We start from the raw sequence: 21915 nt of genomic DNA, 5'->3' as shown, positions 1-21915 counted from the left end.
GAGGTATTACAAGATGAAACCGATCAAGGTTGGATTGCTTGGATTAGGAACAGTAGGAACAGGTGTCGTTCGTATCGTTGAAGGGCATCAAGAGGATTTGCAGCGTCAGACGGGCTCAGCTATCGAGATCGCCAAAATTTTGGTGCAGGATAAATCCAAACACCGCAACATTTCCGTGGACGCGGACAAGCTGACGGAGAACGTGTGGGATGTGATCAGCGACAGCGAGATCGATGTCGTGGTTGAAGTGATGGGCGGCGTTGCGGCTACCAAGGAGCATATTCTAACGGCACTGGGCAACGGCAAGCATGTCGTGACGGCGAACAAAGATCTAATGGCGCTTCATGGAGCGGAAATCTTGGCGAAAGCGGCCGAACACGGCTGCGACGTTTTCTATGAAGCCAGCGTGGCCGGCGGCATTCCGATCATTCGCACGCTCGTAGAGGGCTTCTCCTCCGATCGTATCACGAAGATCATGGGTATTGTGAACGGAACTACGAACTACATTTTGACGAAAATGAGCCAGGAAGGCGCAGCTTACGCCGATGTGCTCAAAGAGGCGCAAGCACTGGGCTATGCGGAAGCCGATCCGACATCGGACGTAGAAGGCTTGGATGCGGCGCGCAAGATGACGATTCTGTCCACACTCGGCTTCCACGCCAATGTCGCACTCAGCGATGTGGAAGCGAAAGGGATTTCCCAAGTAAGCAAAGAGGACATTCAATACGGCAAAAAATTAGGATACGAAGTGAAGCTGCTAGGTATTGCGGAAAATCATGACGGGCACATCTCCGTCAGCGTTCAGCCGACGATGGTGAAAAATTCCCATCCGCTTGCTTCCGTCAACGGCGTATTCAACGCGGTATACGTGACAGGCGAAGCGGTAGGCGAGACGATGTTCTACGGAGCCGGAGCGGGTGAGCTGCCGACGGCAACTTCGGTCGTAGCGGATCTGGTTGCGGTCGTACGGAACCTGAAGCTTGGCGTGAACGGCCGCAAGATGCAGGCGCCTTACAAAGAGAAGAAGCTCAAAACGGACGAGCAAATCGCCTGCAAGAACTTCATTCTACTGCACGTTGAAGATAAAGCGGGGGTGCTCGCGCAAATTACACAAATTTTCGCTCAGCACGAAGTCAGCTTGGAGTCGGTCTTCCAGCATCCGAACCAGCATAATCCGAAGGCGGAAATCATCATTATTACACACGACGCGAACCAGGCCAGCATGAAAAAAGTGCTGAAGCAGTTCGAATCCATGGACGTGATTCACGCGATCAAGAGCGTGTACCGCGTTGAAGGTTAAATAGAAAAGAGGCGCAATTTCGAAATGAGTTATGGGGCAGTGCAAAAGGTAAGAGTGAAGGTGCCGGCAAGTACGGCTAACTTAGGTCCTGGCTTTGACTCACTGGGGATGGCCTTGAATTTATATGCCTGGATCGACATGGCCATCTCGGATCACACGACGATTCGCTTGATCGGTGATCAAATGCAAGGGATTCCGACGGACAAGACCAATTTGATCTATAAAGTCGCGCAGATGGTTTTTCAAGAAGCGGGTGTAGTCCATCCTGAATTGGCGATTTCGATGTACAGCGATATTCCGCTCACGCGCGGTCTTGGCAGCAGCGCATCCGCCATCGTGGGCGCGCTTGCGGGCGCCAATGCGCTGATTGGCAACAAGCTCTCGGCGTACGAGCTGTTCCAGATTGCAAGCCGTCTCGAGAAGCACCCCGACAACGTCGGGGCCAGCTTGTACGGCGGAATTGTCGTAGCGTTCTGGGACGGCGAGAAGGCTGAATCGATTCGAATCGAGCCGGATGCGAATTTGGAGGTGCTGGTGGCGATACCGGCATTCCAGCTTTCAACGGAGAAGGCGAGAGGCGTCATGCCGAAGCAGGTGCCGATGAAGGATGCCGTATTCAACCTCAGCCATTCGTCCTTGCTGGTGGCCGCTCTGGCTACAGGCAACCTGGAGATGATCCGCCATGCCATGAAGGACGCGCTGCATCAGCCCTACCGCGCTGCGCTCATTCCGGGCATGGAGAAGCTCTTGGAGGAAGCCGAGCATCACGGCGCGCTGGGCGTTGCACTTAGCGGAGCCGGACCTACGATGCTGGCGCTTGTCGACGCGCGAAGCGGACGTAAGGCGGAGCTGGAGGCGTTCCTGAAGGAGACGCTGGCCAAGGAAGGTATCGAGGCTCAGACGCTGTGGCTGAAGCCGAGCCGCGAAGGCGTGACGACGACACAGCTCGCCGACGGGGAAGGGGATCTTCAGACCTTCGTGGAGAAAGAGGTGCTGGCATGAAGAAAGTTGCGATTCTCGGACCGAGCACTTTCTCCGAAGAAGCGACCCGCCATTTTCTAGGCAATGATTTCACGTACGTATCTTACAAGCTCATTTCCGAAGTTTTCAACGCTACATCGTCAGGGGAAACGGAGCTGGGTGTCATTCCGATCGAGAATACGCTTGAAGGCTCGGTTCACCTGCATGTGGACTGGCTCGTTCATGAGGTGGATCTCCCGATTCGCGCAGAATGGGTATTCCCTATCGATATGAATCTTATCGGGTATGCCAATCCCGCGGGAACGCCCGACGGCGCCAATCCGTACGGCCATATTCGCAAGGTGCTGTCCCACCATGTCGTACCTGCGCAGTGCTCCCGTTTCATGAAGCAGTACTTGAGCGAAGCGGAGTTCGAGCAGGTGAGCTCTACGGCAGAAGGTGTGCGGCTTGTGTCCACCTTGCAGGATCCGTCGGTCGCCGCGATCGGAACGGCCATTGCATCAACGAACTACGGCGTCCCTATGCTGCAGCGGGAAATTCAGGATCATAAAGACAATATGACCCGTTTCTTGCTTGTCGGCGCGGAAGCGCCCGAGCTGAAATCATCGGAAGACATGAAAACGACGATACTCGTTACGCTGCCGGAAGATTTCCCGGGTGCCCTGCATCAGGTGCTTTCCGCGTTCGCGTGGCGCCGGATCAATTTGTCCAAAATCGAATCTAAGCCGACGAAGAAGAAGCTGGGCACTTATTATTTCTATATTGATATCGCCGGTTCTCTGGACTCTGTGCTGCTCCCTTCAGCCCTTCAAGAGATTGAGGCGATCGGCTGCCAGGTCCGTATTCTGGGCTGTTATCCCAGCTATTCTTATACAAGTTAATGCAGCAATCCCCCTGCCTTCTGCGGCCGGGGGATTTTTTTTGTCCGAAAGGGGCAAAAGCCTAGAATCGCGCATAAGATGTAATATCATTGTGATAAGCCGCTGGCTTCCGCTGCACGTTTTCATGTGAAAACACTGTGATTAAGGTTCCAATGCCAGTTCTTTCTAACGAAAAAAGGAGGTAAGGTGTTGAAAATCCATATTGTCAAAAAGGGAGATACCCTGTACGAGCTCGCCAAAAAGCATCATATTGAATTGGATCAACTCATCGCATTTAATCCCCAAATAGCTGATCCGAACCAGCTGGACATCGGCATGAAGGTGAAAATACCTTCCAAGCCGAAGCCGGTTGAGCCGCCTGCTTCCGACTTTGTTTACAAGCACATCGTTCAACAGGGAGACAGCTTGTGGAAGCTGGGCAAAGCTTGGGACGTGCCGCTCCAAGCGATGATTCAAGCGAATCCGCAGCTCAAAAATCCCAATGTACTTATGACAGGGGAAGTGGTCTACGTTCCCAAAACGGAGCATACGGATGCGCAGCCGTCGAAACCGTCGACGATGCCGTTCGATCAGATGCCGGAATCGCAGCCTGCGGAGCCGAGCGATATCGCGAGCCCGCCGCCGTCTGTGCCGATTGCGGAGGAGGCGATGCCGGAAGCGATGCCGGAAGCGATGCCCGAAGCGATGCCTCCTATGACTCCAATGACGTCCATGCCGCAAATGCCGCAAATGCCATCCATGCCATCCATGCCCATACTTCCTGCCCAAGAGCCGGCTGTACCGGATTTCGCAGGGGCTGAGATGATGCATGGCGCGGAACCTGGAGTCATCGGGCTGGATCAGCCGTATGAGCCGCAAGCCGTTCATCCGTTCAAGCAGTTTCATATCACGGCGACGGAAGTATTCGCTTATCCGGGCTCGGATCAACATGAGGCCGCCGCTTTCCCGGCGTTCTCGCCTACTCCGCAGCACCCGTGGGAGCACCCGCCGCTCACGTCCCATCAGCACACGGTTCCGGTAACGGATGGAGGCTGCGGCTGCGGCGGTCCGTCGATCATGGGACAGCCGTGGGCGGCCGTTCCGGAAGGCTTCCCGACCGGTCATGCAGCAAGCCCGTGGATGGCTGCACCGGAAGGCTTCCCAGCCGGCCACGCAGCAAGCCCGTGGATGGCTGCGCCGGAAGACTTCCCGGCCGGTCACGCAGCAAGCCCGTGGATGGCTGTACCGGAGGGCTTCCCGACCGGTCACGCAGCAAGTCCATGGGGTGACCAGCACGGCATGTCAGGCATGCCAGGCTTATACCCGCCGGGCTCCCCTTACGATCACCTCGGGCAAGGGGGACATAACCCGTATGCATTCCAGCCTGGCCCTTACGGAATTCCGTATGCCGGAGCGCATTATCAGGCTCCATTCGAATCGCCGCTCATGCCGCAAGCCCATACGCACGAGCTTGCCCAAGAGACGGAGAAGGAAGAGGTCGTCGAAATCGACATTCGCTCCAAGAAGGCTGAGAAGGCCAAAAGTTCCGGCAAGTCCAAGAAAACGAAGCCTTCGGGAACGGACGCCCTTCACGCATTCATCGAGCGTCAACACCGGTTAGCTCCGGAGAAGGAAGAAGCGAGACCAACGATGCCTTGGATTAATTTCTAACATGAAGAAAGCCTCCCGGTTCCACGGACGTGGACCAGGAGGCTTATCTGTGCGAAGGGAGGTCGTCGCTTAAGCGACCATCCCGATGGTGAAGAAGACCATAAGGCCAACGACGAAATTCATGCCCCACTTCTTGCGGAGCAGCTCACGCCCGCGATGCAGCCGCGTTTTGACCGTAGTGATCGGCAAATTCAGCTTCGTGCTGATTTCTTGAAGAGATAGATCCTCCAAGTAATACAGGGTGATGACACTTTTATATTTATCAGCCAGTTTATTGATGGAGGTGTGCATGTGATCTTGAATTTCCGTTTGAAGCACAGCGCTCTCAGGCGATTGGTCCGTGCTTGCGAGCTTGCTGTAATAGCTGTAATCGTCATCGTGATCGTTCAGCTCGGCATCCAGGGATTGAACGGGTCTCTTTTTGCGCAGCAAGTCGATGGCCACATTTTTGCCGATTCGATAAATCCAGGTTGAGAAGTTCTGACTCTCGTCGTAATGATTCAAGTTCAAATATACGCGAATGAAAGTCTCCTGAACGATATCCTCCGAATCGGGCTTGTTGTGAAGCATGCGGAAAGCCAGCTTTTGTATTTTGTTGCGGTATAATTCGACTAATTCCACGAAAGCATTCCGATCGCCCCGTCTGGATAATTGAATTAATTGAAGTTCTGCCACATTCATGTTGATTCCCCCTCCTCTGCCTAGGTCAAATATATATTGTATTCCCCGAATAAGTATTGAGAATATTTCATCTACTTCTGACTATATCATTTCTGCGGCTACAGTCAAATTATTAAGCTATTTTACCGTTAATTTATTCCCATTTGTTTCCGAAATTATGGAGGTTTGGTTACTTTTATCGGTTTGTGGATGTGAAGCCGATGTTGAGCGCGGGATCGTCGAGCCTTTTTCAATTTTCAACACTTCGTTCCAGATGGCGACCGCTCCCCATAGCAGGACAGCTCCAATGATCAGGAGTGTCGTACGCTTAATCCGTCTTCTACCTTTCATGATAGAGCTTCACCGTCCGTCTTGATTGTTTGATGATTCTCTCCTTATGGTAAATGATGTATAGCGCCACATGCAAATGGAAACAATACGGGTAAAAAAGAGAATGAAGGGGATACCCGTGAATGTACAGCGATTTTTGAAACATTGGAAAAGAAGGCTTCGCTGGAAACGCAATCGGTTGGCATTGGGAATGTGCTTCCTTGCAGGTGCGGCCGGCTCTATATTATATGCGACGAATTATTTGCCGGGTTCGGATAATTCCCCATCCCAGGCCGTCATTGCCGCGCTGACACCGGAAGACGACCAGCGTCTGAAGGAAGCTGCCGATGTGCTGAAGCGGATTACGGACAGCAGAGAAAGCTACTTGCTCAAGTCGTATGTGTGCGGCGAAGAGCGCATCCAGCTCGGTCTCCAAAGCTCGGAGCAGCTGCTTGACATGCAGGTGAAGCATCCGGACTGGATCCTGAGCGTAGGCGCTAACGGGAATGTCACGTTTACCGAACATATTGAGGATTTGTCTCCGGCATGCAAGGAGAAAGCCGTTTTTGGCATCGACGGCAGCAGCAATCTTTCGCTGTTCAACGGAACGCCGGACAAAGACAATGTGATTCGGACGTTTTTTCAACTGAATATCAAGTACTTGGAAAGCAGCTTGCCGCCGGATACGGTGCAGCAGCTGAAGGACGGAATTCGCATCTCTGATATGGAGGAGTATAATAGCGTATTATCGACTTTCAGCGATTATGCCGTGGAAGAGACGGAAAGAGCGATGACAACACCGTAAAATTGTTCGATACGATGAGGTAGATGAAGGGAAACCGGAGTCTATCTCTTTTTTTTGTTATCTGCTATAATGAGAAATGACTACATATGTTCGCTTTTTTGAAGGATAGGAGAGTAATGCTGTGCGTATTCTGGGGATTGATCCGGGGATCGCGATTGTAGGCTTTGGCTTTATTGATAAGATCGGCAGTAAGCTTGTTCCTGTCCAATACGGCTCGATTCAGACGCAAGCCCATACGGATCCGGGGCAGAGGCTTAAGGACGTCTATGACGCTACAACGCAATTGATAGAGAAGTATAAACCGGACGCAATGTCCATAGAGAAACTGTTTTTTAACCGCAACGTGACGACGGCGTTCACCGTGGGGCAAGCCCGGGGCGTCATGATTCTTGCCGGCGTACAGGCGGGGCTGCCGATTGCGGAGTATACGCCGCTTCAAGTGAAGCAGTCGGTTGTCGGTTACGGGAATGCCGAGAAACATCAGGTTCAGGAAATGGTCAAAATTTTGCTCAAGCTGTCCCAGGTGCCGAAGCCCGATGATGTGGCAGATGCTCTTGCGATCGCGATTTGCCATGCGCATTCTTCTGCTTTGCAATCTAGAATAAATGAGGTTAGAAAAAGATGATAGATTTCTTACGAGGGAAAGTTGCGCTAAGGGAGAGCGAGTATGCGGTGCTGGATGTGAATGGCGTGGGCTACCGCGTGTTTTGTCCGAACCCGTATGCCCTCCCGCATGCGGAGCATGAAGATGTAACGTTGTACACGCATTACCATGTGCGTGAAGATGCGCATTTGCTGTTCGGCTTTACATCGCGCGATGAGCAAGCTTTGTTCCGGCTGCTGCTGGATGTGACGGGCATCGGGCCCAAGGTTGCTCTAGGCATCCTCGCCGCCGGCGGGAAGCCGGAAGCCGTGATCTTGGCGATCTCCCAAGAGAATTTGGCTTTCCTAACGAAGCTTCCCGGCATCGGCAAGAAGACGGCTCAACGGATTATTTTGGACCTCAAGGACAAATTAGGATCTGTGACCTTCTCGAGCCCTGAGGCTGCGGTGGCGTTAAGCGTTGTAGGCTCGGCCCAAATTACGGAAGGCAGCTCGGTGTGGGCGGAAGCGAAGGAAGCGCTCATGACACTCGGTTATACGGAGGCGGAAGCCGACCGCGCTTGGCTGCAGGTGAAGCCGAAGGCCAATCCTTCGGATTCCGTAGATGTATTGATGAAGCATGCGCTGCAGGCTTTATATACGATGAGTTAAGCAGCTGCTTACCTAGAATAAACGATAACGCCGGCCCTTAGGGACGTACGGTTTATCAAGGTTGATGTGAAGTAAAGTCGTTCATATCGACGAAGAAAGCTTTCCTGCGGAAAGCTCTGAGGAGGATCACCATGGAGAATGACCGGATTATATCGGCTAATTTGATGATGGAGGACAGCGCCATTGAGTACAGCCTGCGCCCTCGTTATTTGGCTGAATATATCGGCCAGAGACAAGCGAAGGAGAACCTCAAGATTTATATCGAAGCGGCCAAAATGCGCAAGGAAGCGCTGGATCACGTGCTGCTGTACGGACCGCCGGGGCTGGGCAAGACGACGCTGTCGAACATCATCGCCAATGAGCTGGGCGTGAACATCCGGACCACGTCCGGTCCTGCGATTGAGCGCCCGGGCGATTTGGCCGCCATCCTGACGAATTTGCAGGAGGGCGACGTGCTCTTCATCGACGAGATTCACCGCCTCCACCGTACGGTGGAAGAGGTGCTGTATCCGGCGATGGAGGATTTTGCCCTTGACATTATCATCGGCAAGGGGCCGAGCGCCCGCTCGGTGCGGCTGGACTTGCCGGCGTTCACGCTGGTCGGCGCGACGACGCGCGTCGGCCTGCTGTCTGCGCCGCTGCGCGACCGCTTCGGCGTCGTCTCCCGGCTGGAGTTCTATACGGTGGAGGAGCTCACCTACATCGTCTCCCGAACGGCCGACATTTTGCAGGTCGGCATCGTCGGCGAAGCGGCGCGCGAGATCGGCATGCGCTCGCGCGGAACGCCGCGGATCGCCAACCGCCTGCTGAAGCGGGTGCGCGATTTCGCGCAGGTGAAGGGCGATGGCATCATTACGCTCGACATCGCCCGAGAGGCGCTGAAGCGCATCCAGATCGACGACCTGGGTCTGGACGAGATCGACCATAAGATGCTGCGGGCGATCATCCAGAGCTTCCAGGGCGGTCCTGTCGGGCTGGAGACGATTGCCGCCACGATCGGCGAGGAGAGCCAGACGATCGAGGACGTCTATGAGCCGTATTTGCTGCAGATCGGGTTTCTGCAGCGTACGCCGAGAGGGCGAATCGTGACGCCGCAGGCGTACCAGCACCTGGGCTTGCCGGTGCCGGAACAGAAGTCATGAAGACGTAAGGGAGGAGCCGGCGGGCTCCTCTTTCGCTTTCACGGAGGGCGCAGCCTTATTTTATTATTCTACTAAACAAAACTTCTGCAACATGATAGAGTCTAACTTAGTAGAATGCTGCATAAGGAAAGGAACTATTGTCGAATGAAACCGATAAGAAAGCTGCTGGCCCCGAAGACAATGGCGTTGCTCACGACAGCCGCATTACTGTTAGGAACTGCCCCGGGGCTTAATCCCTCTGCCTACGCGGCGGGAATCAAACATTTGGATGAAGTTCGCGTCGCTTTATTCATAGACTCTGCCAAATACAAATTGCTAGAAGGCGTAGTGACGCTTAGCTCCGCAGGCGGAATGGACGTCAGCGTGCGCAGCGCAGCAGGCGCTCCCGAGAAGCTGTGGCTAAGCGCACCGGACACCACCCTTCGGATGTCGCTGGACCAGTACGGCGCAATGATGCTGGAGACGGCCGATTATACCGCTGCCAAAACGCTCCATGCCAAGCTGGCTACTCTGTCAGGCGATGCCTACGTGATAAGCCGTGTGAAACAAGGCCGAACCGTTTATCAAGTATTCTACGGCAGCTATGCCTCCAAGGAGGCGGCCGAAAGCGCCGCAGCCGGGGCGCTGAAAGACGGGACGGTTGCCGCCTTGACGAAGTCGGCTCCGCCGGTGATGACAGGGCCGTTCCATTTGAGCGCGGGCACGTACCCGACGGAGGCTGCGGCATTGCAGCAGGCGGCCGTATACGCCGGTGCCGGCATTCAGGCGGATCTCGCCGTGCAGGAGGATGCGGCGGGCAAGCCGGCGTACGGCGTATGGGTAGGCAGCGAAGCGACTGCCGCACAGCTGGAAGCCGTGAAGCAGACGGCCCAGCAAGCGGTTCCCGGCGTTCCGTTGCAAGCGGCGGATACGAAGTCAGCCTATCTTATTCGCCGGGGGGATGTAACGGCATCTGCGAACGGTGCGGATCCAATTCCACATTTCGCCGCAGGAGCCGGGCAGCAGAAAACGCTGGTCCACCCCAAGGGTGAAATGATCGGTGTGAAAGAGAAGGCGGACCGCAAATATCGCGGGGACATGGAAATCAGTACATACCAGAACAAATTGGCGCTTGTGAATGAAGTACCGATGGAAGCCTATTTATACGGCGTCCTCGGATCCGAGCTGAGCGCGGGATGGCCTGCCGAAGCGTTGAAAGCTCAAGCCGTTGCAGCGCGGACGTTTGCCATTAAGCAAGGGGACAAGTATGAGATCGCGCAAGTGACGGATACGACACTGGACCAAGCTTACTATGGCGTCCAGAGAGAGTTTGCCGCAGGCAATCAAGCGGTGGATGCTACGAAGGATGAAGTGATTTCCGATAGCAGCGGCCTTATCTCTCCTGTCTTTTCTTCCAATTCCGGCGGAATGACCGCCGATCCTTCCGAGGTTTGGGGCAATCCGGTCAATTATTTGCGCGCAGTGCCAAGCCCGGATGAAGGCGCGGAGAAAGGCAAAGCGACGTGGTACCGCGTTCAATTGGCCGACGGACGGGCGGGGTATGTCTCCGCTTTATATTTGAAAGATACCGGCCAGAAGAACAAGGACGGAACTTCGTATTATGAAGCCACGGAACCGGGAGTCAACGTGCGTCTGGCGCCATATGTGGATAATGTGGCTAATCCGGCCATCGATCAACTCGCGGCCAAAGAGAAAGTCGTCATTCTCGGTCAGGAGAAAGAATCCAATGCCTATTCCTGGATCAGAGGCCCTTATACGGCGGCAGAAATCAAAAGCAAATTAGCCGCTGCAGGGGCTGTGGTAAACGGGGAGCTGCAGTCGCTGGAAATTTCGAAACGCGGTCCTTCCGGCAGAGTTACGGAGCTGAAGGCGAATGGCATTGTCGTGAAAGTGCCGTATCCGGATGCGCTGCGCACGGCGCTTGGCGGATTGCCGAGCACACGGTTTGAAATTGAAGGAGCAGGAAGTTATACTGGTAATAGCCCGGAAGCAAGCCAACTGGCGATTGTCGGAGCGGGAAGCTCACAGACGAACGCGCCTGACGGCGATTCGGTCTATGTGCTTTCAGGCGGCCAGTCTCAACCGACGGCACTGAAGAAATCGGATTTATCGGCCTTAGGTACGGGAGGAATCTCCAAACCGGCGGATCAACCGGCCGATAAGCCGGCAACCGGCAGCGTACAGCCTGCTGGCCCGAACAAGACGTTCGTGTTTCGCGGCACGGGCTTCGGACACGGACTCGGCATGTCCCAGTGGGGCGCGAGAGGCTTTGCCGAACAAGGGTATGATTACAAAAAAATACTTCAGACCTATTACGCTGGAGTCAACATAACTAAGGAATGAATACACACTCATGGATGTACAAGCATTTGATTTTGACCTACCTGAATCATTGATTGCCCAGACGCCGCTGCTTGACCGCACGGCGTCCAGGCTGCTTACCTTGAACAAAGAAACCGGAGAAATCGGCCATCGTACGTTCGAGCAGTTGATCGATTACATGGAAGCCGGGGATTTACTCGTGATGAACGACACGCGGGTCATTCCAGCACGGCTCTTTGGCGTGAAGAAAGACACCGGGGCGAAGGTGGAGCTCCTGCTGCTCAAGCAGCTGGGCGAAGACCGCTGGGAGGCGCTTGTTAAGCCTGGGAAGCGGATGCAGCTTGGTGCCGTAGCCATTTTCGGCAAAGATGAGGGAGATGTCGGCGCTCCACTGTTAACGGCGGAGGTTGTGGAAGTCGGCGAGATGGGCGCTCGCGTCCTGCAATTCACCTACAAGGGCATCTTCAACGAAATCTTGGATAAGCTGGGCGAAATGCCGCTGCCTCCTTATATCAAGGAACAGCTGCCCGAGAGGGAACGTTATCAAACCGTTTATGCGAAGCATGAAGGCTCGGCGGCTGCGCCGACGGCGGGCTTGCACTTCACGGAACCTTATTTGCAGAAGCTGCAGGCCAAAGGAATCCGACTCGCCTTCATCACTCTTCATGTCGGATTAGGCACGTTCCGGCCGGTGTCCGTCGATACCGTCGAAGAGCATCAAATGCACGCGGAGTATTATATTCTCTCGCCGGAAACGGCGCAAGCCATTAACGAGACCAAGGCCAGCGGCAAGCGCGTCATCGCCGTAGGCACCACTTCCGCGAGAACGCTGGAAACGGCTGCCGGATTGAGTCGTGAGCAGGCGGGAGCCGGAGCGGAAATCCAACCGTCGCAAGGATGGACCAGCATCTTTATATATCCCGGTTACACCTTCGGCGTCGTGGACGCTTTATTGACGAATTTCCATCTGCCCAAGTCGACCTTGCTGATGTTGATCAGCGCGTTGGCCGGCAGAACCCACATCATGCGGGCCTACGAGGAAGCGGTGAAAGAGCGGTATCGTTTCTTCAGCTTCGGGGATGCAATGTTTATTTATTAGAATAGGAAGTGGATGTAGTGGCAGCAGCGGTAACGTACGAACCGATTAAAACTTGTAAACAATCCGGAGCCCGTTTGGGCCGGGTCCATACCCCGCACGGTGTCATCGAGACGCCGGCTTTTATGCCGGTCGGCACCCAGGCGACGGTGAAAACGATGAGCCCGGAGGAATTGAAAACGATGGACGCTCAAATTATATTGAGCAATACGTACCATCTGTTCATTCGTCCCGGACATGATATTGTGAAAGCCGCGGGCGGACTGCACAAATTCATGAACTGGGATCGTCCGATTCTTACGGATAGCGGCGGCTTCCAAGTATTCAGTTTAAGCAACATGCGGAAAATAACGGAAGAAGGCGTGACGTTCAAATCCCACCTCAACGGGGACAAGCTGTTTCTTTCTCCCGAAGTGGCGATGGAGATTCAGAATGCGCTGGGCTCTGATATCATGATGGCTTTCGATGAATGCCCGCCGTTTCCGGCAGAGTATGATTATGTGAAGAAGTCGCTGGAGCGTACGACCCGTTGGGCGGAGCGCTGCCTGCAGAGTCATAGCCGGCCCGAAGATCAAGGATTGTTCGCGATCATTCAAGGGGGCATGTACGAGGACCTGCGCAGAATGAGCGCGGAGCAGTTGACTTCCATGGATTTCCCGGGGTATGCTATTGGTGGATTGAGTGTTGGCGAGCCTAAGCATTTGATGTACGAAGTGCTAGACTATACAGCACCTTTGATGCCGGCGAACAAACCCCGTTACCTGATGGGGGTAGGCTCACCGGATGCGTTGATTGAGGGCGCCATTCGCGGAATCGATATGTTCGATTGCGTGCTGCCGACCCGGATCGCCAGAAATGGGACATGCATGACAAGCGAAGGCAGGCTGGTCATTCGCAATGCGAAGAATGCGACCGATTTCGGTCCGTTGGATCCCAAATGCTCTTGCTATACGTGCACGAATTACAGCAGGGCTTACATTCGTCATTTGTTGAAAGCGGATGAAACGTTCGGAATCCGTTTGACGACCATTCATAACCTTCACTTTCTGCTTCAGCTCATGCGCGATGTCAGAGCCGCCATCCAGGAAGACCGCTTGCTGGATTTCCGCGATGAATTCTTTGCCAGCTACGGGCTGAATGATAATGAAAGAGGATTTTAAGAAAGGAGGATACCTATGTTTCTATTGGCTGAAACTACAACTGCGGATACAGGCGCTGTAGGATATTTGTATACATACGGGCCGCTCGTGCTCATGTTTGTAGTTCTCTACTTCTTACTTATTCGTCCACAGCAAAAAAGACAGAAAACTCGCAATCAAATGCTAGGCGGCTTGAAAAAAGGGGATAAGGTCGTTACCATTGGCGGTCTTCACGGCACGATCATGGAAATCACCGACGATATTTGCGTGCTTCGTGTAAACGACGCAACGAAAATGACGTTCGATCGTTCTGCCATCAACTCCGTTTCTCAATCGACGGCAGCTAAGGAATAAAATCAAAAAAGCGAGAACCTTCTCAGGCTCTCGCTTTTTATTTGCTTTACGATTAAAGTTCGTTGTTCTTGAACGACCGCTTAAGCAGCGCCTGCTCGCCAAGCACGAGACGCCCCTCTGCGATTCGCAGTCCCAATCTGGCAGCCACCACACCAAGTACGACACCGGCGCACATATCGGATAACCAATGGATGCCCAAGTAGAAGATGGTGAAGATGATGAAGGCGGAAGAGATCGGTACGAACACTTTCCAGAAAGCGTTGCGGCTCTTGACCGCTATGACGGCCATCGATACGGAAATCGACGTATGCAAGCTTGGGAAGCAGTTATCCAGTCCGGACAGCGGCCGGTAATCCTGCTCGAAGGTCGGGAACACGTCAAGGATGAGCAGCTTCACCGAAGGGTGGAAAGCCCAAACCTCGTTGACCGGGAAGAACAGGTAGAACGGAATCGCGATCATGTAATTGAACATTAGCGCGTAACAAACGGCGTAGAATAATTTGAAATCTTTCTTGAATGTATATAGTGCGATGGAAGCAATCATAACGGACGGGAAAACGACGACATAAAAATAGCTGCTGATCATGGTTAATGTATCGTTATGGAAGAAATGTTGGATCGATGACACGAAGTTGCCTTCGATACTGTAGATCGATTTGGTAAAATCAGCTTTATAATTTATTCTTTTCTCCACCCACATCTCAACCTTGTTGAAAAAGAGGATCGTAATCAGCGCGACGAAGTGGAGCAAATATTTGCGTGAAGTGAATATTTCATGAACGAAGCTTCCGGCTATAGCGAATGGATTTTTGCGTGAGGCGGCAATTAGAAAGGCAATGACTGTAATGACTATATAGACCGTTGCATGCGTCATAGACTGAAACGGACTCATGGTGCTTTCCCCCTAATATTGGAAATTATTGCGAATATAACTATAGTATTATACCACAACCATAGGGGGATAGTGATATTTTCACGGAAACGACTTATTTTTTCGTATTGACACCCAAGACGCCGCCGAGCGCGCCAGATGCGAAAAGAATGCCCAGCAACTGAAGGGATTGCAGGTTTAAGCCAGCGTCAAATGCAAGGAAGCCTACCAAAAAAATAAGGATGAAATACACAATACCGACGAGTCCCCCATGATACCAACCGCGTGTTTCGGCTCTTTTGCCCGACACCCAGCCTCCGATAAACAAAGAAACGGCATGGATGATCGTAGTTAGCGTATGCAAGGAACTTTCTTGTGTGCTCGTTAGCAGCAAAAACAAAGATGTAACTATTGTCCCAATTGTCATCATGCTTAATGAATACACAAGCCCGGAAAATAAAGGAGATGTTATTCGAACCTGACTGACCGATCGCATAGGGTTCACAGGCACCAATCCTTTCCTATATTCGATTCTTTTCATTAACATCATTGTATGGCCAAGCACATAGAATTAGTACAGACTGTTCAAAGGGAAGGTGAATATTTATGACGGAATTTTCTCAAGGACCCGCTCTATGGCAGGCTATTCTTGCACTTATCATTTTCGCTGCAGCTTATGTATGTATCTTGATTGAAAAATGGGACCGCATGTATACCGCGCTTGGCGGAGCACTGCTTATGATCGTGCTCGGCATCGTGCCGGCCGGCAAGGCTTTAGGAACCTACGCGAATTGGCACTTGCTTCTATTTCTTGTCAGTTGGTTTATCATCGCCGTACTTTTTCAACAAACAGGACTTATCTCTTATTCAGCTAGCCGAATTATTCGGGTGTTTCGCTTAAAGCCCTTTACCATTTTGATGAGCTTGTCCGTTCTCACTGCCGCAGTTGCTGCTTTATTTAACGGTTTTGCAGCCATTGCCGTGATCGTCCCGCTGCTGCTCAAAACGAGTAAAATGATGAAATTATCGCCAGTGCCCTTTCTGATCTCAGCGCTGCTGTCCGCACATTTGGGAGGAGCCGCGACCCTGATGGGCAATTGGTCGAACAGGCTGATCGGAGCAGGGGGGCATGTGACATCGGGCTCCATATTGCTCCGGATCGGACCGCTTATGATCATCCTGCTGGCGATCGTCTATTTCATCCTGTGGTTCTTCTATGGAAGGAAAATGATCATCCCGGAAACGTACAAGCGCGAGGCGCTCAGTTTGCAGCCGGACGCCTATTTAACGGAGGACCGGTTCTTGTTTTATGGCGGCTGCCTGGTTACGGGTTTGACCGTGCTGGCTGTCATATTTCAAGGACTATTGGGGTGGGAAGCCTCGTATATCGCGGGGGGTGGAGCTGTGGCCATGCTGGCTCTCAACTATAAGCAGCTTCTTGGGCTCATTCAGACACGGGATTACCGAACGGTCTGGCATGGCGTGCAGGATTCGCAGGGACTGTTCTTCCTCGGTCTGTTCATCATGGTCGGCGGATTGACCTACGCCGGCATCTCGGGATTCATTGCGGCCAGGGGCTTGGAAATCGCCCAAGGCAGCGTGCCGTTCTTTTCCATCCTGCTTCTGTGGCTTACTGGATTCTGTTCTGCGGTTGTTGATGACGTCCCCTATATAGCCGCGATGATTCCTGTGATCGAGCATATCGGTCAAGACATACACAGTTATTCGCAAACCTCTGTCCAGCCGCTTTGGTGGTCCCTCATCGCAGGAACGGCGATCGGAAGCGGTGTGACGCTGTTCGGATCGATTGCCGGCATGTATACGGCAGCGCTTGCCGAGCAAGAAGGAGGAGGGCTGAACGCCAGGACTTACTTCATGGTCACGGCGCCGATTTCCCTTGTTCTATTCCTTGCCGCGACCCTTTACTTCAAGCTATTCCTGCTGTAATTGCCAACAATTGAATACGTAAAATCTGCATGATGAAGTGAATCGACGGTCAGAATACCAGTGAACTCCGAGAACAAGCAAGAGCTTAGATCAGGGGAGGCATCCATGGATATTCTGACCATTTTTTTACGTACCGTGCTGATCTACTTTGTCGTTTTTCTCATGCTGCGCCTAATGGGGAAACGGGAAATCGGGAAATTGTCGCTGTTCGATCTGGTCATCTCGATCATGATTGCTGAGATCGCCGTTTTCGTCCTTGAAGATTCAGCCAAACCGCTCATGAGCGGCCTTGTTCCTATGGCGACACTGGTGATGATCCAGATCGTCATTGCCTATGTGACGCTAAAAAATAGAACCCTGCGGATTCTATTCGATGGAGAACCTAGCGTTATTATCAAACAAGGCATGATCGACAGGGAAGAGATGAAGAAGCATCGTTACAATTTGGATGATTTAATGCTTCAGCTCAGACAAAATAAAATCATGAATGTCGCGGATGTGGAGTTTGCCATACTGGAGCCTTCGGGGAAATTGAGCGTCATGGAGAAAAAAGAGAAAGAGCAGGAAACGGTCGTCGACGAACACGGCTTGAAAGGGACGATTCGGTATGAGGGGCTTCCGCTGCCGCTTATTATGGATGGCAAGGTGCAGGACGATAATTTGGAGAAAATAGGGAAGACCCGATTCTGGCTCAAAAATCAGCTGCAAATCAAAGGTGCGCGCGATTTCAAAGAAGTGTTTTACTGCTCGATCGACCATAGAGGCCGGATGTTTCTCGACCGGAAGAGATAGGGCAGCGAGATAACCCGTTACCGGATGATCTTTTTGCCCATATGCAGGAGCCGGCTCAAATCTTTCAAGCTAATCAGCCGGAATGCCGTTATGGAAATCATATAAACGAGAAATCCGAGAAGCGCCGATGTGATAAAACGGATCCATTCCACGTTCGTCCAAGGTACGTACATGAGGAAGTAGATGCTACCCCCGGTGAGGACCATGGCGGCTCCGATCTTGCCGAAATCGCTGCCTTCCATACGGAACTTCAACAAGCGGACAACGCTGTTCCAGTGCAGCAGCGTAACCAACACGATATTGATGTTGATGGCGAAAACGGCACCGTGAATGCCAAGCTCCGGCTTGCTGGCCAGCCAGTAAATAAGGATCAGCTTGACGGTCGATCCGATCAGGGTGTTGATTAAAGCGGCTCCTGGCTTATTCAACGCTTGCAGGGCAGATTGCAGAGGCGCTTGAAAATAAATGAATAGAGCGACGGGAGCCATCATTTTCAGCATCACGCCTACATCGGGTTGGTTGTACATATACGTACAGATAGGCTCGGCCAAAACGAACATCAGCACGGCGAACGGAGCTCCGGTCACCAGAGCCAGCTTCAGCGATTGATGGAGGCGGGCATGAATCGTCTTCATATCTTTGCGTGCCGCCGCTTCGCTTAAGGAGGGGACGAGCGAAACCGACAACGACATCGTCAGTGCGCTCGGCAGCAAGATGATCGGGATGATCATCCCTTGCAAAGCGCCGTACTGAGCGGTTGCCAGCGAGGTTGTAATGCCGGCGATGGCAAGGCTTTGCGCGATTAGAATGGATTCGAACAAGTAAGAGCCGGCTCCGATCAGCTTGCTGCCAGTAATCGGGATGGAAATGCGCATAATTCTGCGGAAATTGGCCATTCGGCCATTCGTTTTCGTCGTGCCGATCTGGGCAACAGTCGTTTGCAGGGACGATTTCTTATCATACTTGAAATGGATGGCGAGCACGACGAGTCCGCCGATTTCCCCAGCCAGCACTCCCAGCATAGCTCCCGCGGCAGCATATTCGACACCGTAAGGGATCATCACATAGGCGCATACGAGCACCATCACGATACGGATCAAAGTTTCCATGATCTGCGACGTGGCGGTAGGAATCATATTCTGTCTGCCTTGGAAGTAGCCGCGGTACACGGCCGAAATGCCGATAATGGGAATCATCGGGCTCATGGTGAGGAACGTGTAGTAAACGCGCGAGTCGGTCAAGAGGTGGGAAGTGATCCACGAGGCTCCCGCGATGCAGGCAATCGTAAAGAAAATGCTAAGTCCCGCCGTAATGGCGAGAGAAATTCGCAGAATGCTCCGAATTCGCGCTTCATTGCGCTCCGCTTCGGCCTCGGCGATCAATTTGGCAATAGCCACGGGGATCCCGCCCGTAATGATCGTCAGGATGACGGAGAGGAAGGGCCATCCCATATGATAGAGGCCGATGCCTTCAGCACCGATGACACGCGGCAATGTAATTCTAGGTATGAAACCGAGGAGCCGGTTCAAAATTCCTGCGGCTAGCAGAATCATCGTACCTCTAATAAATGACTGCTTCGTCAATGCAATACCCTCTTCCGATACTTGTCTTACTCTATGAATATGCGGGATCGGGTCAAGCTCATGCTAACATTTTGCGGACGGGCCGGCAGACCGGCAGGAAAATGAAAGTGTATAGCGAATAATACAAGATTGCGTATGAAACTGACCTTAGGAGGATCTCGCTATGAACGGAGAAGATAACGATGTGGTTCCTCAACGTCCTGAGGACAAACCGGAGCATGCGGAAGCGGATGGCGAAGCAGCCCCCACGAACGAGGAAGAGGTTCAGGATACGATTTCCGATCTGGAATTGAATGAGTTGATTGAGAGCCTATGCTTAAGCAAGGTTGAAGAATTCGTATTGCTCGGATATGAGCATGTTACCGGCAAAGACATTTGGGATTGTGTGAGCGATCGATACCGCAAAACGGGAGTCCCTTCCCTTCATCAAATCGTAAATGACATTTTATCGCTGAAATCGACACAGTTCATGAACTGGATGACGATCAGTATGTATAAAGGAGCCCAATTCTAAGAATAGGGCTTATTTTTTGTTGAAACGGCTTAAATTGACTCGATTTTCAGACCTGTATATAATAGGCATATTGAGTATCGAAGGGAGACAAGCAAGAGATGCTGGATTGGAAAAGAATCTCGTTCTTTTTTCTAACGGTTGTTATTGTTCTCGGCGCAATCGGAGCAACAAGCCCTAGACTTGTAGAACGAATCAAGCTTGGTTTGGATTTAAAAGGCGGGTTCGAAATTTTGTACACCGCAGAGCCTTTGACAGCTGGGCAGCCTTTAACGAAGGAAACGCTTACTCAAGCGGCGGAAAGTCTTGCGAAGCGGGCTGACTCCCTGGGCGTAGCTGAGCCTGAGGTCTATCCGGAAGGATCGGACCGCATCCGCGTGCGGCTTGCCGGCGTGGAGAATGAAGAAGAAGTGAGAACGCTGATGTCCAAGCCGTCTGTTCTTACTTTCAGAGGACCGGACGGAACCGTCTACATGAACGGTACGGACTTCGTCGAGAACGCAGCCAAATTGAGCTACGATCCGAACACGAAGCAGCCGATCGTAGAAATCAAGATGAAAAGCAGAGAGAAATTCAAGGAAGTAACGACGAAACTGGTAGGCAGCACGTTGTCGATCTATCTGGACGATCAACTGCAATCTACAGCAGCGGTTAACTTCCCGATTGACAGCGATTCCGCAGTAATAACACAAACGAGTGTAACGGAAGCGACCAAAGTAGCGAAAATGATTAACTTAGGGGCCATGCCGCTGAAGTTAACCGAGAAATATATTCAGCGTGTGGACGCAACGCTGGGACAAGCATCCTTGCATGAAACAGCGCGTGCAGGCCTCATCGCCTCCATTCTGATCTTCATTTTCATGTTGTTCTACTACAGAGCCCCTGGACTGGTAGCGGCATTCACGCTGATTACTTATATCTGGGTGCTGCTCGCGATCTTCGACTTCATGAACGCAACGTTAACCTTGCCGGGTATTGCGGCTTTGGTGCTCGGGGCCGGTATGGCCGTCGATGCGAACATTATTACATATGAACGGATTCGCGAAGAGATCCGCGCAGGCAAGAGCATTCTCTCGTCCTTGAAGGCGGGCTCCAAGCACTCCTTCCGTACGATCATGGATGCGAATGTCACGAACTTGATTGCCGGTATCGTTCTGTATTACGTAGGTAACGGCGCGATTCGCGGGTTCGCCGTCATCACCATGCTCAGTATCGTCATTAGTATCTTAACGAACGTCATATTCTCGAGATGGCTGCTGCACCTGATCATTCGAGGCAACTTGCTGAAGAAGCCAAGTTATTTCGGCGTGAAGGAGGCAGAAATCCGTGGACTCTAAGAAACGGTTTGATTTTGTAAATACGCGCAAAACCTTTTTCAGTATTTCCATTGCGTTATTACTTATCGGTTTGGTTATGATGCTGGTTTCGGGAATGAATTTCGGCGTTGACTTCAAAGCCGGAACGAATATCGATCTTGTCGTCGGCAAGCAGCTGGACAAAGCCAAAGTGGATGAGATTATGAAGGGCCTTACGACGAGCGGGGAAGTGAAGTCGCACTACGCGGATCCGACCATCGGCGGCAACAACAGCGACCGCGTATCGATCCGGTTCGACGATGTGTTGACCGACGCTACCGTCAATGCGATCCAGAAAGCTTTCGCTACGGCTTACGGCACCGAGGTTTCCAAGGAAATCAACACGGTCGACCCGCAGCTGGCCAAAGAATTGCTGTTAAAGGCCGTCTATGCCGTAGCCATCGCCAGCGTACTGATTTGCGTGTACGTGAGCATCCGCTTTGAATGGCGATTCGCGATTGCCGCTATTATTGCCATTCTTCACGATGCGTTCATGGTTATCGCGATTTTTGCGATTTTCCGTCTGGAAGTCAACCTTCCGTTCCTGGCCGCAGTTCTGACGACGATCGGTTATTCCATCAACGATAAGATCGTTATTTTTGACCGTATTCGCGAGAACTTGCGGTTCGCTAAGCTCAAAACGGACGAGGATCTGGTGAATCTCGTGAACGACAGTATTTGGCAAACGATGGCCCGGAATATTAATACGGTTCTCGTCGTATTGATCGCGGCAGGCTGTTTGTATATTTTCGGTAGCGAATCCATCAAGCTCTTCGCGCTTGCGAAGCTGGTCGGTCTGACAAGCGGTGCTTATTCGTCCATCGTCATTGCTTGCTCACTCTGGTACCTCTTGAAAAGAAAATCGCTACGCAGTTCTAAAAAGAAAGCAGCAGCGTAATAACCATAATAACCGGCCGCGTGAATGTTGCGCGGCCTTTGTAT

The 21915-nt window shown here is 52.4% G+C and carries 22 protein-coding genes; 17 read left to right on the top strand and 5 right to left on the bottom strand.

Features of this window, described 5'->3' with window-relative positions; translation table 11 throughout:
* Nucleotides 1–13: 13 nt before the first annotated feature.
* The 4 genes from PUT07_RS22400 (at nucleotide 14) to PUT07_RS22385 (ending at nucleotide 4812) form a co-directional block, all read left to right on the top strand.
* Nucleotides 14–1300: a homoserine dehydrogenase gene (locus PUT07_RS22400; RefSeq protein WP_274470688.1), complete on the top strand. Its 1287-nt coding sequence runs from the start codon at nucleotides 14–16 to the stop codon at nucleotides 1298–1300.
* Nucleotides 1301–1324: 24 nt separating this feature from the next.
* Nucleotides 1325–2302 (top strand): homoserine kinase, encoded by a 978-nt coding sequence (gene thrB / locus PUT07_RS22395; protein ID WP_274470686.1) that lies wholly within the window; start codon nucleotides 1325–1327, stop codon nucleotides 2300–2302.
* The gene (gene pheA, locus PUT07_RS22390) at nucleotides 2299–3162 is read left to right on the top strand and encodes a prephenate dehydratase (protein WP_274470685.1); all 864 of its coding nucleotides are present in this window, start codon (nucleotides 2299–2301) and stop codon (nucleotides 3160–3162) included. Before thrB ends, pheA begins: the two co-directional genes overlap by 4 nt.
* 189 nt (nucleotides 3163–3351) lie before the next feature.
* On the top strand, nucleotides 3352–4812 hold the full coding sequence (locus PUT07_RS22385; protein ID WP_274470683.1) for a LysM peptidoglycan-binding domain-containing protein: 1461 nt from the start codon (nucleotides 3352–3354) through the stop codon (nucleotides 4810–4812).
* Between the two features lie 69 nt (nucleotides 4813–4881).
* On the opposite strand, the gene sigW is transcribed toward PUT07_RS22385, so the two are convergent.
* Nucleotides 4882–5493 carry an RNA polymerase sigma factor SigW gene (gene sigW / locus PUT07_RS22380; protein WP_274470682.1) on the bottom strand — a complete coding sequence of 204 codons (612 nt, stop codon included), beginning with the start codon at nucleotides 5491–5493 and terminating at the stop codon, nucleotides 4882–4884.
* A 117-nt stretch (nucleotides 5494–5610) separates the two neighbouring features.
* A complete protein-coding gene (locus PUT07_RS22375) occupies nucleotides 5611–5823 on the bottom strand; it encodes a hypothetical protein (RefSeq protein WP_274470680.1) in 213 nt (70 codons plus the stop codon).
* 118 nt (nucleotides 5824–5941) lie between these two features.
* Between PUT07_RS22375 and PUT07_RS22370 the strand changes: the two genes are divergently transcribed.
* From PUT07_RS22370 to yajC, 8 genes are all read left to right on the top strand, one after another.
* Nucleotides 5942–6607, top strand: a complete 666-nt coding sequence (locus tag PUT07_RS22370; RefSeq protein ID WP_274470678.1) for a BofC C-terminal domain-containing protein — start codon at nucleotides 5942–5944, stop codon at nucleotides 6605–6607.
* A gap of 121 nt (nucleotides 6608–6728) precedes the next feature.
* On the top strand, nucleotides 6729–7232 hold the full coding sequence (gene ruvC, locus PUT07_RS22365; RefSeq protein ID WP_274470676.1) for a crossover junction endodeoxyribonuclease RuvC: 504 nt from the start codon (nucleotides 6729–6731) through the stop codon (nucleotides 7230–7232).
* Nucleotides 7229–7861: a Holliday junction branch migration protein RuvA gene (gene ruvA, locus PUT07_RS22360; RefSeq protein WP_274470675.1), complete on the top strand. Its 633-nt coding sequence runs from the start codon at nucleotides 7229–7231 to the stop codon at nucleotides 7859–7861. Before ruvC ends, ruvA begins: the two co-directional genes overlap by 4 nt.
* A 131-nt stretch (nucleotides 7862–7992) precedes the next feature.
* Nucleotides 7993–9003: a Holliday junction branch migration DNA helicase RuvB gene (gene ruvB / locus PUT07_RS22355; protein ID WP_274470673.1), complete on the top strand. Its 1011-nt coding sequence runs from the start codon at nucleotides 7993–7995 to the stop codon at nucleotides 9001–9003.
* A gap of 144 nt (nucleotides 9004–9147) precedes the next feature.
* Nucleotides 9148–11346: a SpoIID/LytB domain-containing protein gene (locus PUT07_RS22350; RefSeq protein WP_274470672.1), complete on the top strand. Its 2199-nt coding sequence runs from the start codon at nucleotides 9148–9150 to the stop codon at nucleotides 11344–11346.
* A gap of 10 nt (nucleotides 11347–11356) precedes the next feature.
* Entirely contained in the window at nucleotides 11357–12424 is a 1068-nt protein-coding gene (gene queA / locus PUT07_RS22345) for a tRNA preQ1(34) S-adenosylmethionine ribosyltransferase-isomerase QueA (RefSeq protein WP_274470671.1), read from the top strand.
* 17 nt (nucleotides 12425–12441) lie between these two features.
* The gene (gene tgt, locus PUT07_RS22340) at nucleotides 12442–13581 is read left to right on the top strand and encodes a tRNA guanosine(34) transglycosylase Tgt (RefSeq protein WP_274470670.1); all 1140 of its coding nucleotides are present in this window, start codon (nucleotides 12442–12444) and stop codon (nucleotides 13579–13581) included.
* Nucleotides 13582–13596: 15 nt separating this feature from the next.
* Nucleotides 13597–13914, top strand: coding sequence for a preprotein translocase subunit YajC (gene yajC / locus PUT07_RS22335; RefSeq protein WP_274470669.1), 318 nt, complete (start codon nucleotides 13597–13599; stop codon nucleotides 13912–13914).
* A 52-nt stretch (nucleotides 13915–13966) separates the two neighbouring features.
* Here yajC and PUT07_RS22330 read toward each other — a convergent pair whose 3' ends face one another.
* Both PUT07_RS22330 and PUT07_RS22325 read right to left on the bottom strand, forming a co-directional pair.
* A complete protein-coding gene (locus tag PUT07_RS22330; protein WP_274470668.1) occupies nucleotides 13967–14806 on the bottom strand; it encodes a phosphatase PAP2 family protein in 840 nt (279 codons plus the stop codon).
* A 94-nt stretch (nucleotides 14807–14900) separates the two neighbouring features.
* Complete coding sequence (locus tag PUT07_RS22325; protein ID WP_274470935.1) at nucleotides 14901–15281, bottom strand: TIGR04086 family membrane protein; 381 nt, start codon at nucleotides 15279–15281, stop codon at nucleotides 14901–14903.
* Between the two features lie 110 nt (nucleotides 15282–15391).
* Here PUT07_RS22325 and PUT07_RS22320 point away from each other — a divergent pair, with 110 nt between their 5' ends.
* Together PUT07_RS22320 and PUT07_RS22315 are read left to right on the top strand one after the other, a co-directional pair.
* A complete protein-coding gene (locus PUT07_RS22320) occupies nucleotides 15392–16732 on the top strand; it encodes an SLC13 family permease (RefSeq protein ID WP_274470667.1) in 1341 nt (446 codons plus the stop codon).
* A gap of 105 nt (nucleotides 16733–16837) precedes the next feature.
* A complete protein-coding gene (locus tag PUT07_RS22315) occupies nucleotides 16838–17524 on the top strand; it encodes a DUF421 domain-containing protein (protein WP_274470666.1) in 687 nt (228 codons plus the stop codon).
* A gap of 17 nt (nucleotides 17525–17541) precedes the next feature.
* Here the strand turns inward: PUT07_RS22315 and spoVB are convergent, their stop codons facing one another.
* A complete protein-coding gene (spoVB, locus tag PUT07_RS22310; RefSeq protein ID WP_274470665.1) occupies nucleotides 17542–19107 on the bottom strand; it encodes a stage V sporulation protein B in 1566 nt (521 codons plus the stop codon).
* Between the two features lie 163 nt (nucleotides 19108–19270).
* Here spoVB and PUT07_RS22305 point away from each other — a divergent pair, with 163 nt between their 5' ends.
* The 3 genes from PUT07_RS22305 (at nucleotide 19271) to secF (ending at nucleotide 21871) form a co-directional block, all read left to right on the top strand.
* Nucleotides 19271–19621 (top strand): post-transcriptional regulator, encoded by a 351-nt coding sequence (locus PUT07_RS22305; RefSeq protein ID WP_310189447.1) that lies wholly within the window; start codon nucleotides 19271–19273, stop codon nucleotides 19619–19621.
* Between the two features lie 101 nt (nucleotides 19622–19722).
* Complete coding sequence (gene secD, locus PUT07_RS22300) at nucleotides 19723–20955, top strand: protein translocase subunit SecD (protein WP_274470933.1); 1233 nt, start codon at nucleotides 19723–19725, stop codon at nucleotides 20953–20955.
* Nucleotides 20945–21871, top strand: a complete 927-nt coding sequence (secF, locus tag PUT07_RS22295; RefSeq protein WP_274470664.1) for a protein translocase subunit SecF — start codon at nucleotides 20945–20947, stop codon at nucleotides 21869–21871. Before secD ends, secF begins: the two co-directional genes overlap by 11 nt.
* The last annotated feature ends 44 nt before the right edge of the window (nucleotides 21872–21915 follow it).

Source organism: Paenibacillus sp. MAHUQ-63, from assembly GCF_028765165.1.
Lineage (GTDB): Bacteria > Bacillota > Bacilli > Paenibacillales > NBRC-103111 > Paenibacillus_E.
The sequence above is the reverse complement of the archived record's forward strand: the minus strand, read 5'-3'. Positions and strand labels throughout refer to the sequence as shown.

Coding starts and splice junctions, on each gene's coding strand:
- PUT07_RS22315 (WP_274470666.1), top strand. CDS start 16,838: ATGGATATTCTGACCATTTTTTTACGTACCGTGCTGATCTACTTTGTC.
- sigW (WP_274470682.1), bottom strand. CDS start 5,493: ATGAATGTGGCAGAACTTCAATTAATTCAATTATCCAGACGGGGCGAT.
- queA (WP_274470671.1), top strand. CDS start 11,357: ATGGATGTACAAGCATTTGATTTTGACCTACCTGAATCATTGATTGCC.
- PUT07_RS22320 (WP_274470667.1), top strand. CDS start 15,392: ATGACGGAATTTTCTCAAGGACCCGCTCTATGGCAGGCTATTCTTGCA.
- PUT07_RS22400 (WP_274470688.1), top strand. CDS start 14: ATGAAACCGATCAAGGTTGGATTGCTTGGATTAGGAACAGTAGGAACA.
- PUT07_RS22305 (WP_310189447.1), top strand. CDS start 19,271: ATGAACGGAGAAGATAACGATGTGGTTCCTCAACGTCCTGAGGACAAA.
- PUT07_RS22330 (WP_274470668.1), bottom strand. CDS start 14,806: ATGAGTCCGTTTCAGTCTATGACGCATGCAACGGTCTATATAGTCATT.
- ruvB (WP_274470673.1), top strand. CDS start 7,993: ATGGAGAATGACCGGATTATATCGGCTAATTTGATGATGGAGGACAGC.
- PUT07_RS22350 (WP_274470672.1), top strand. CDS start 9,148: ATGAAACCGATAAGAAAGCTGCTGGCCCCGAAGACAATGGCGTTGCTC.
- yajC (WP_274470669.1), top strand. CDS start 13,597: ATGTTTCTATTGGCTGAAACTACAACTGCGGATACAGGCGCTGTAGGA.
- thrB (WP_274470686.1), top strand. CDS start 1,325: ATGAGTTATGGGGCAGTGCAAAAGGTAAGAGTGAAGGTGCCGGCAAGT.
- pheA (WP_274470685.1), top strand. CDS start 2,299: ATGAAGAAAGTTGCGATTCTCGGACCGAGCACTTTCTCCGAAGAAGCG.
- ruvA (WP_274470675.1), top strand. CDS start 7,229: ATGATAGATTTCTTACGAGGGAAAGTTGCGCTAAGGGAGAGCGAGTAT.
- PUT07_RS22375 (WP_274470680.1), bottom strand. CDS start 5,823: ATGAAAGGTAGAAGACGGATTAAGCGTACGACACTCCTGATCATTGGA.
- PUT07_RS22325 (WP_274470935.1), bottom strand. CDS start 15,281: ATGCGATCGGTCAGTCAGGTTCGAATAACATCTCCTTTATTTTCCGGG.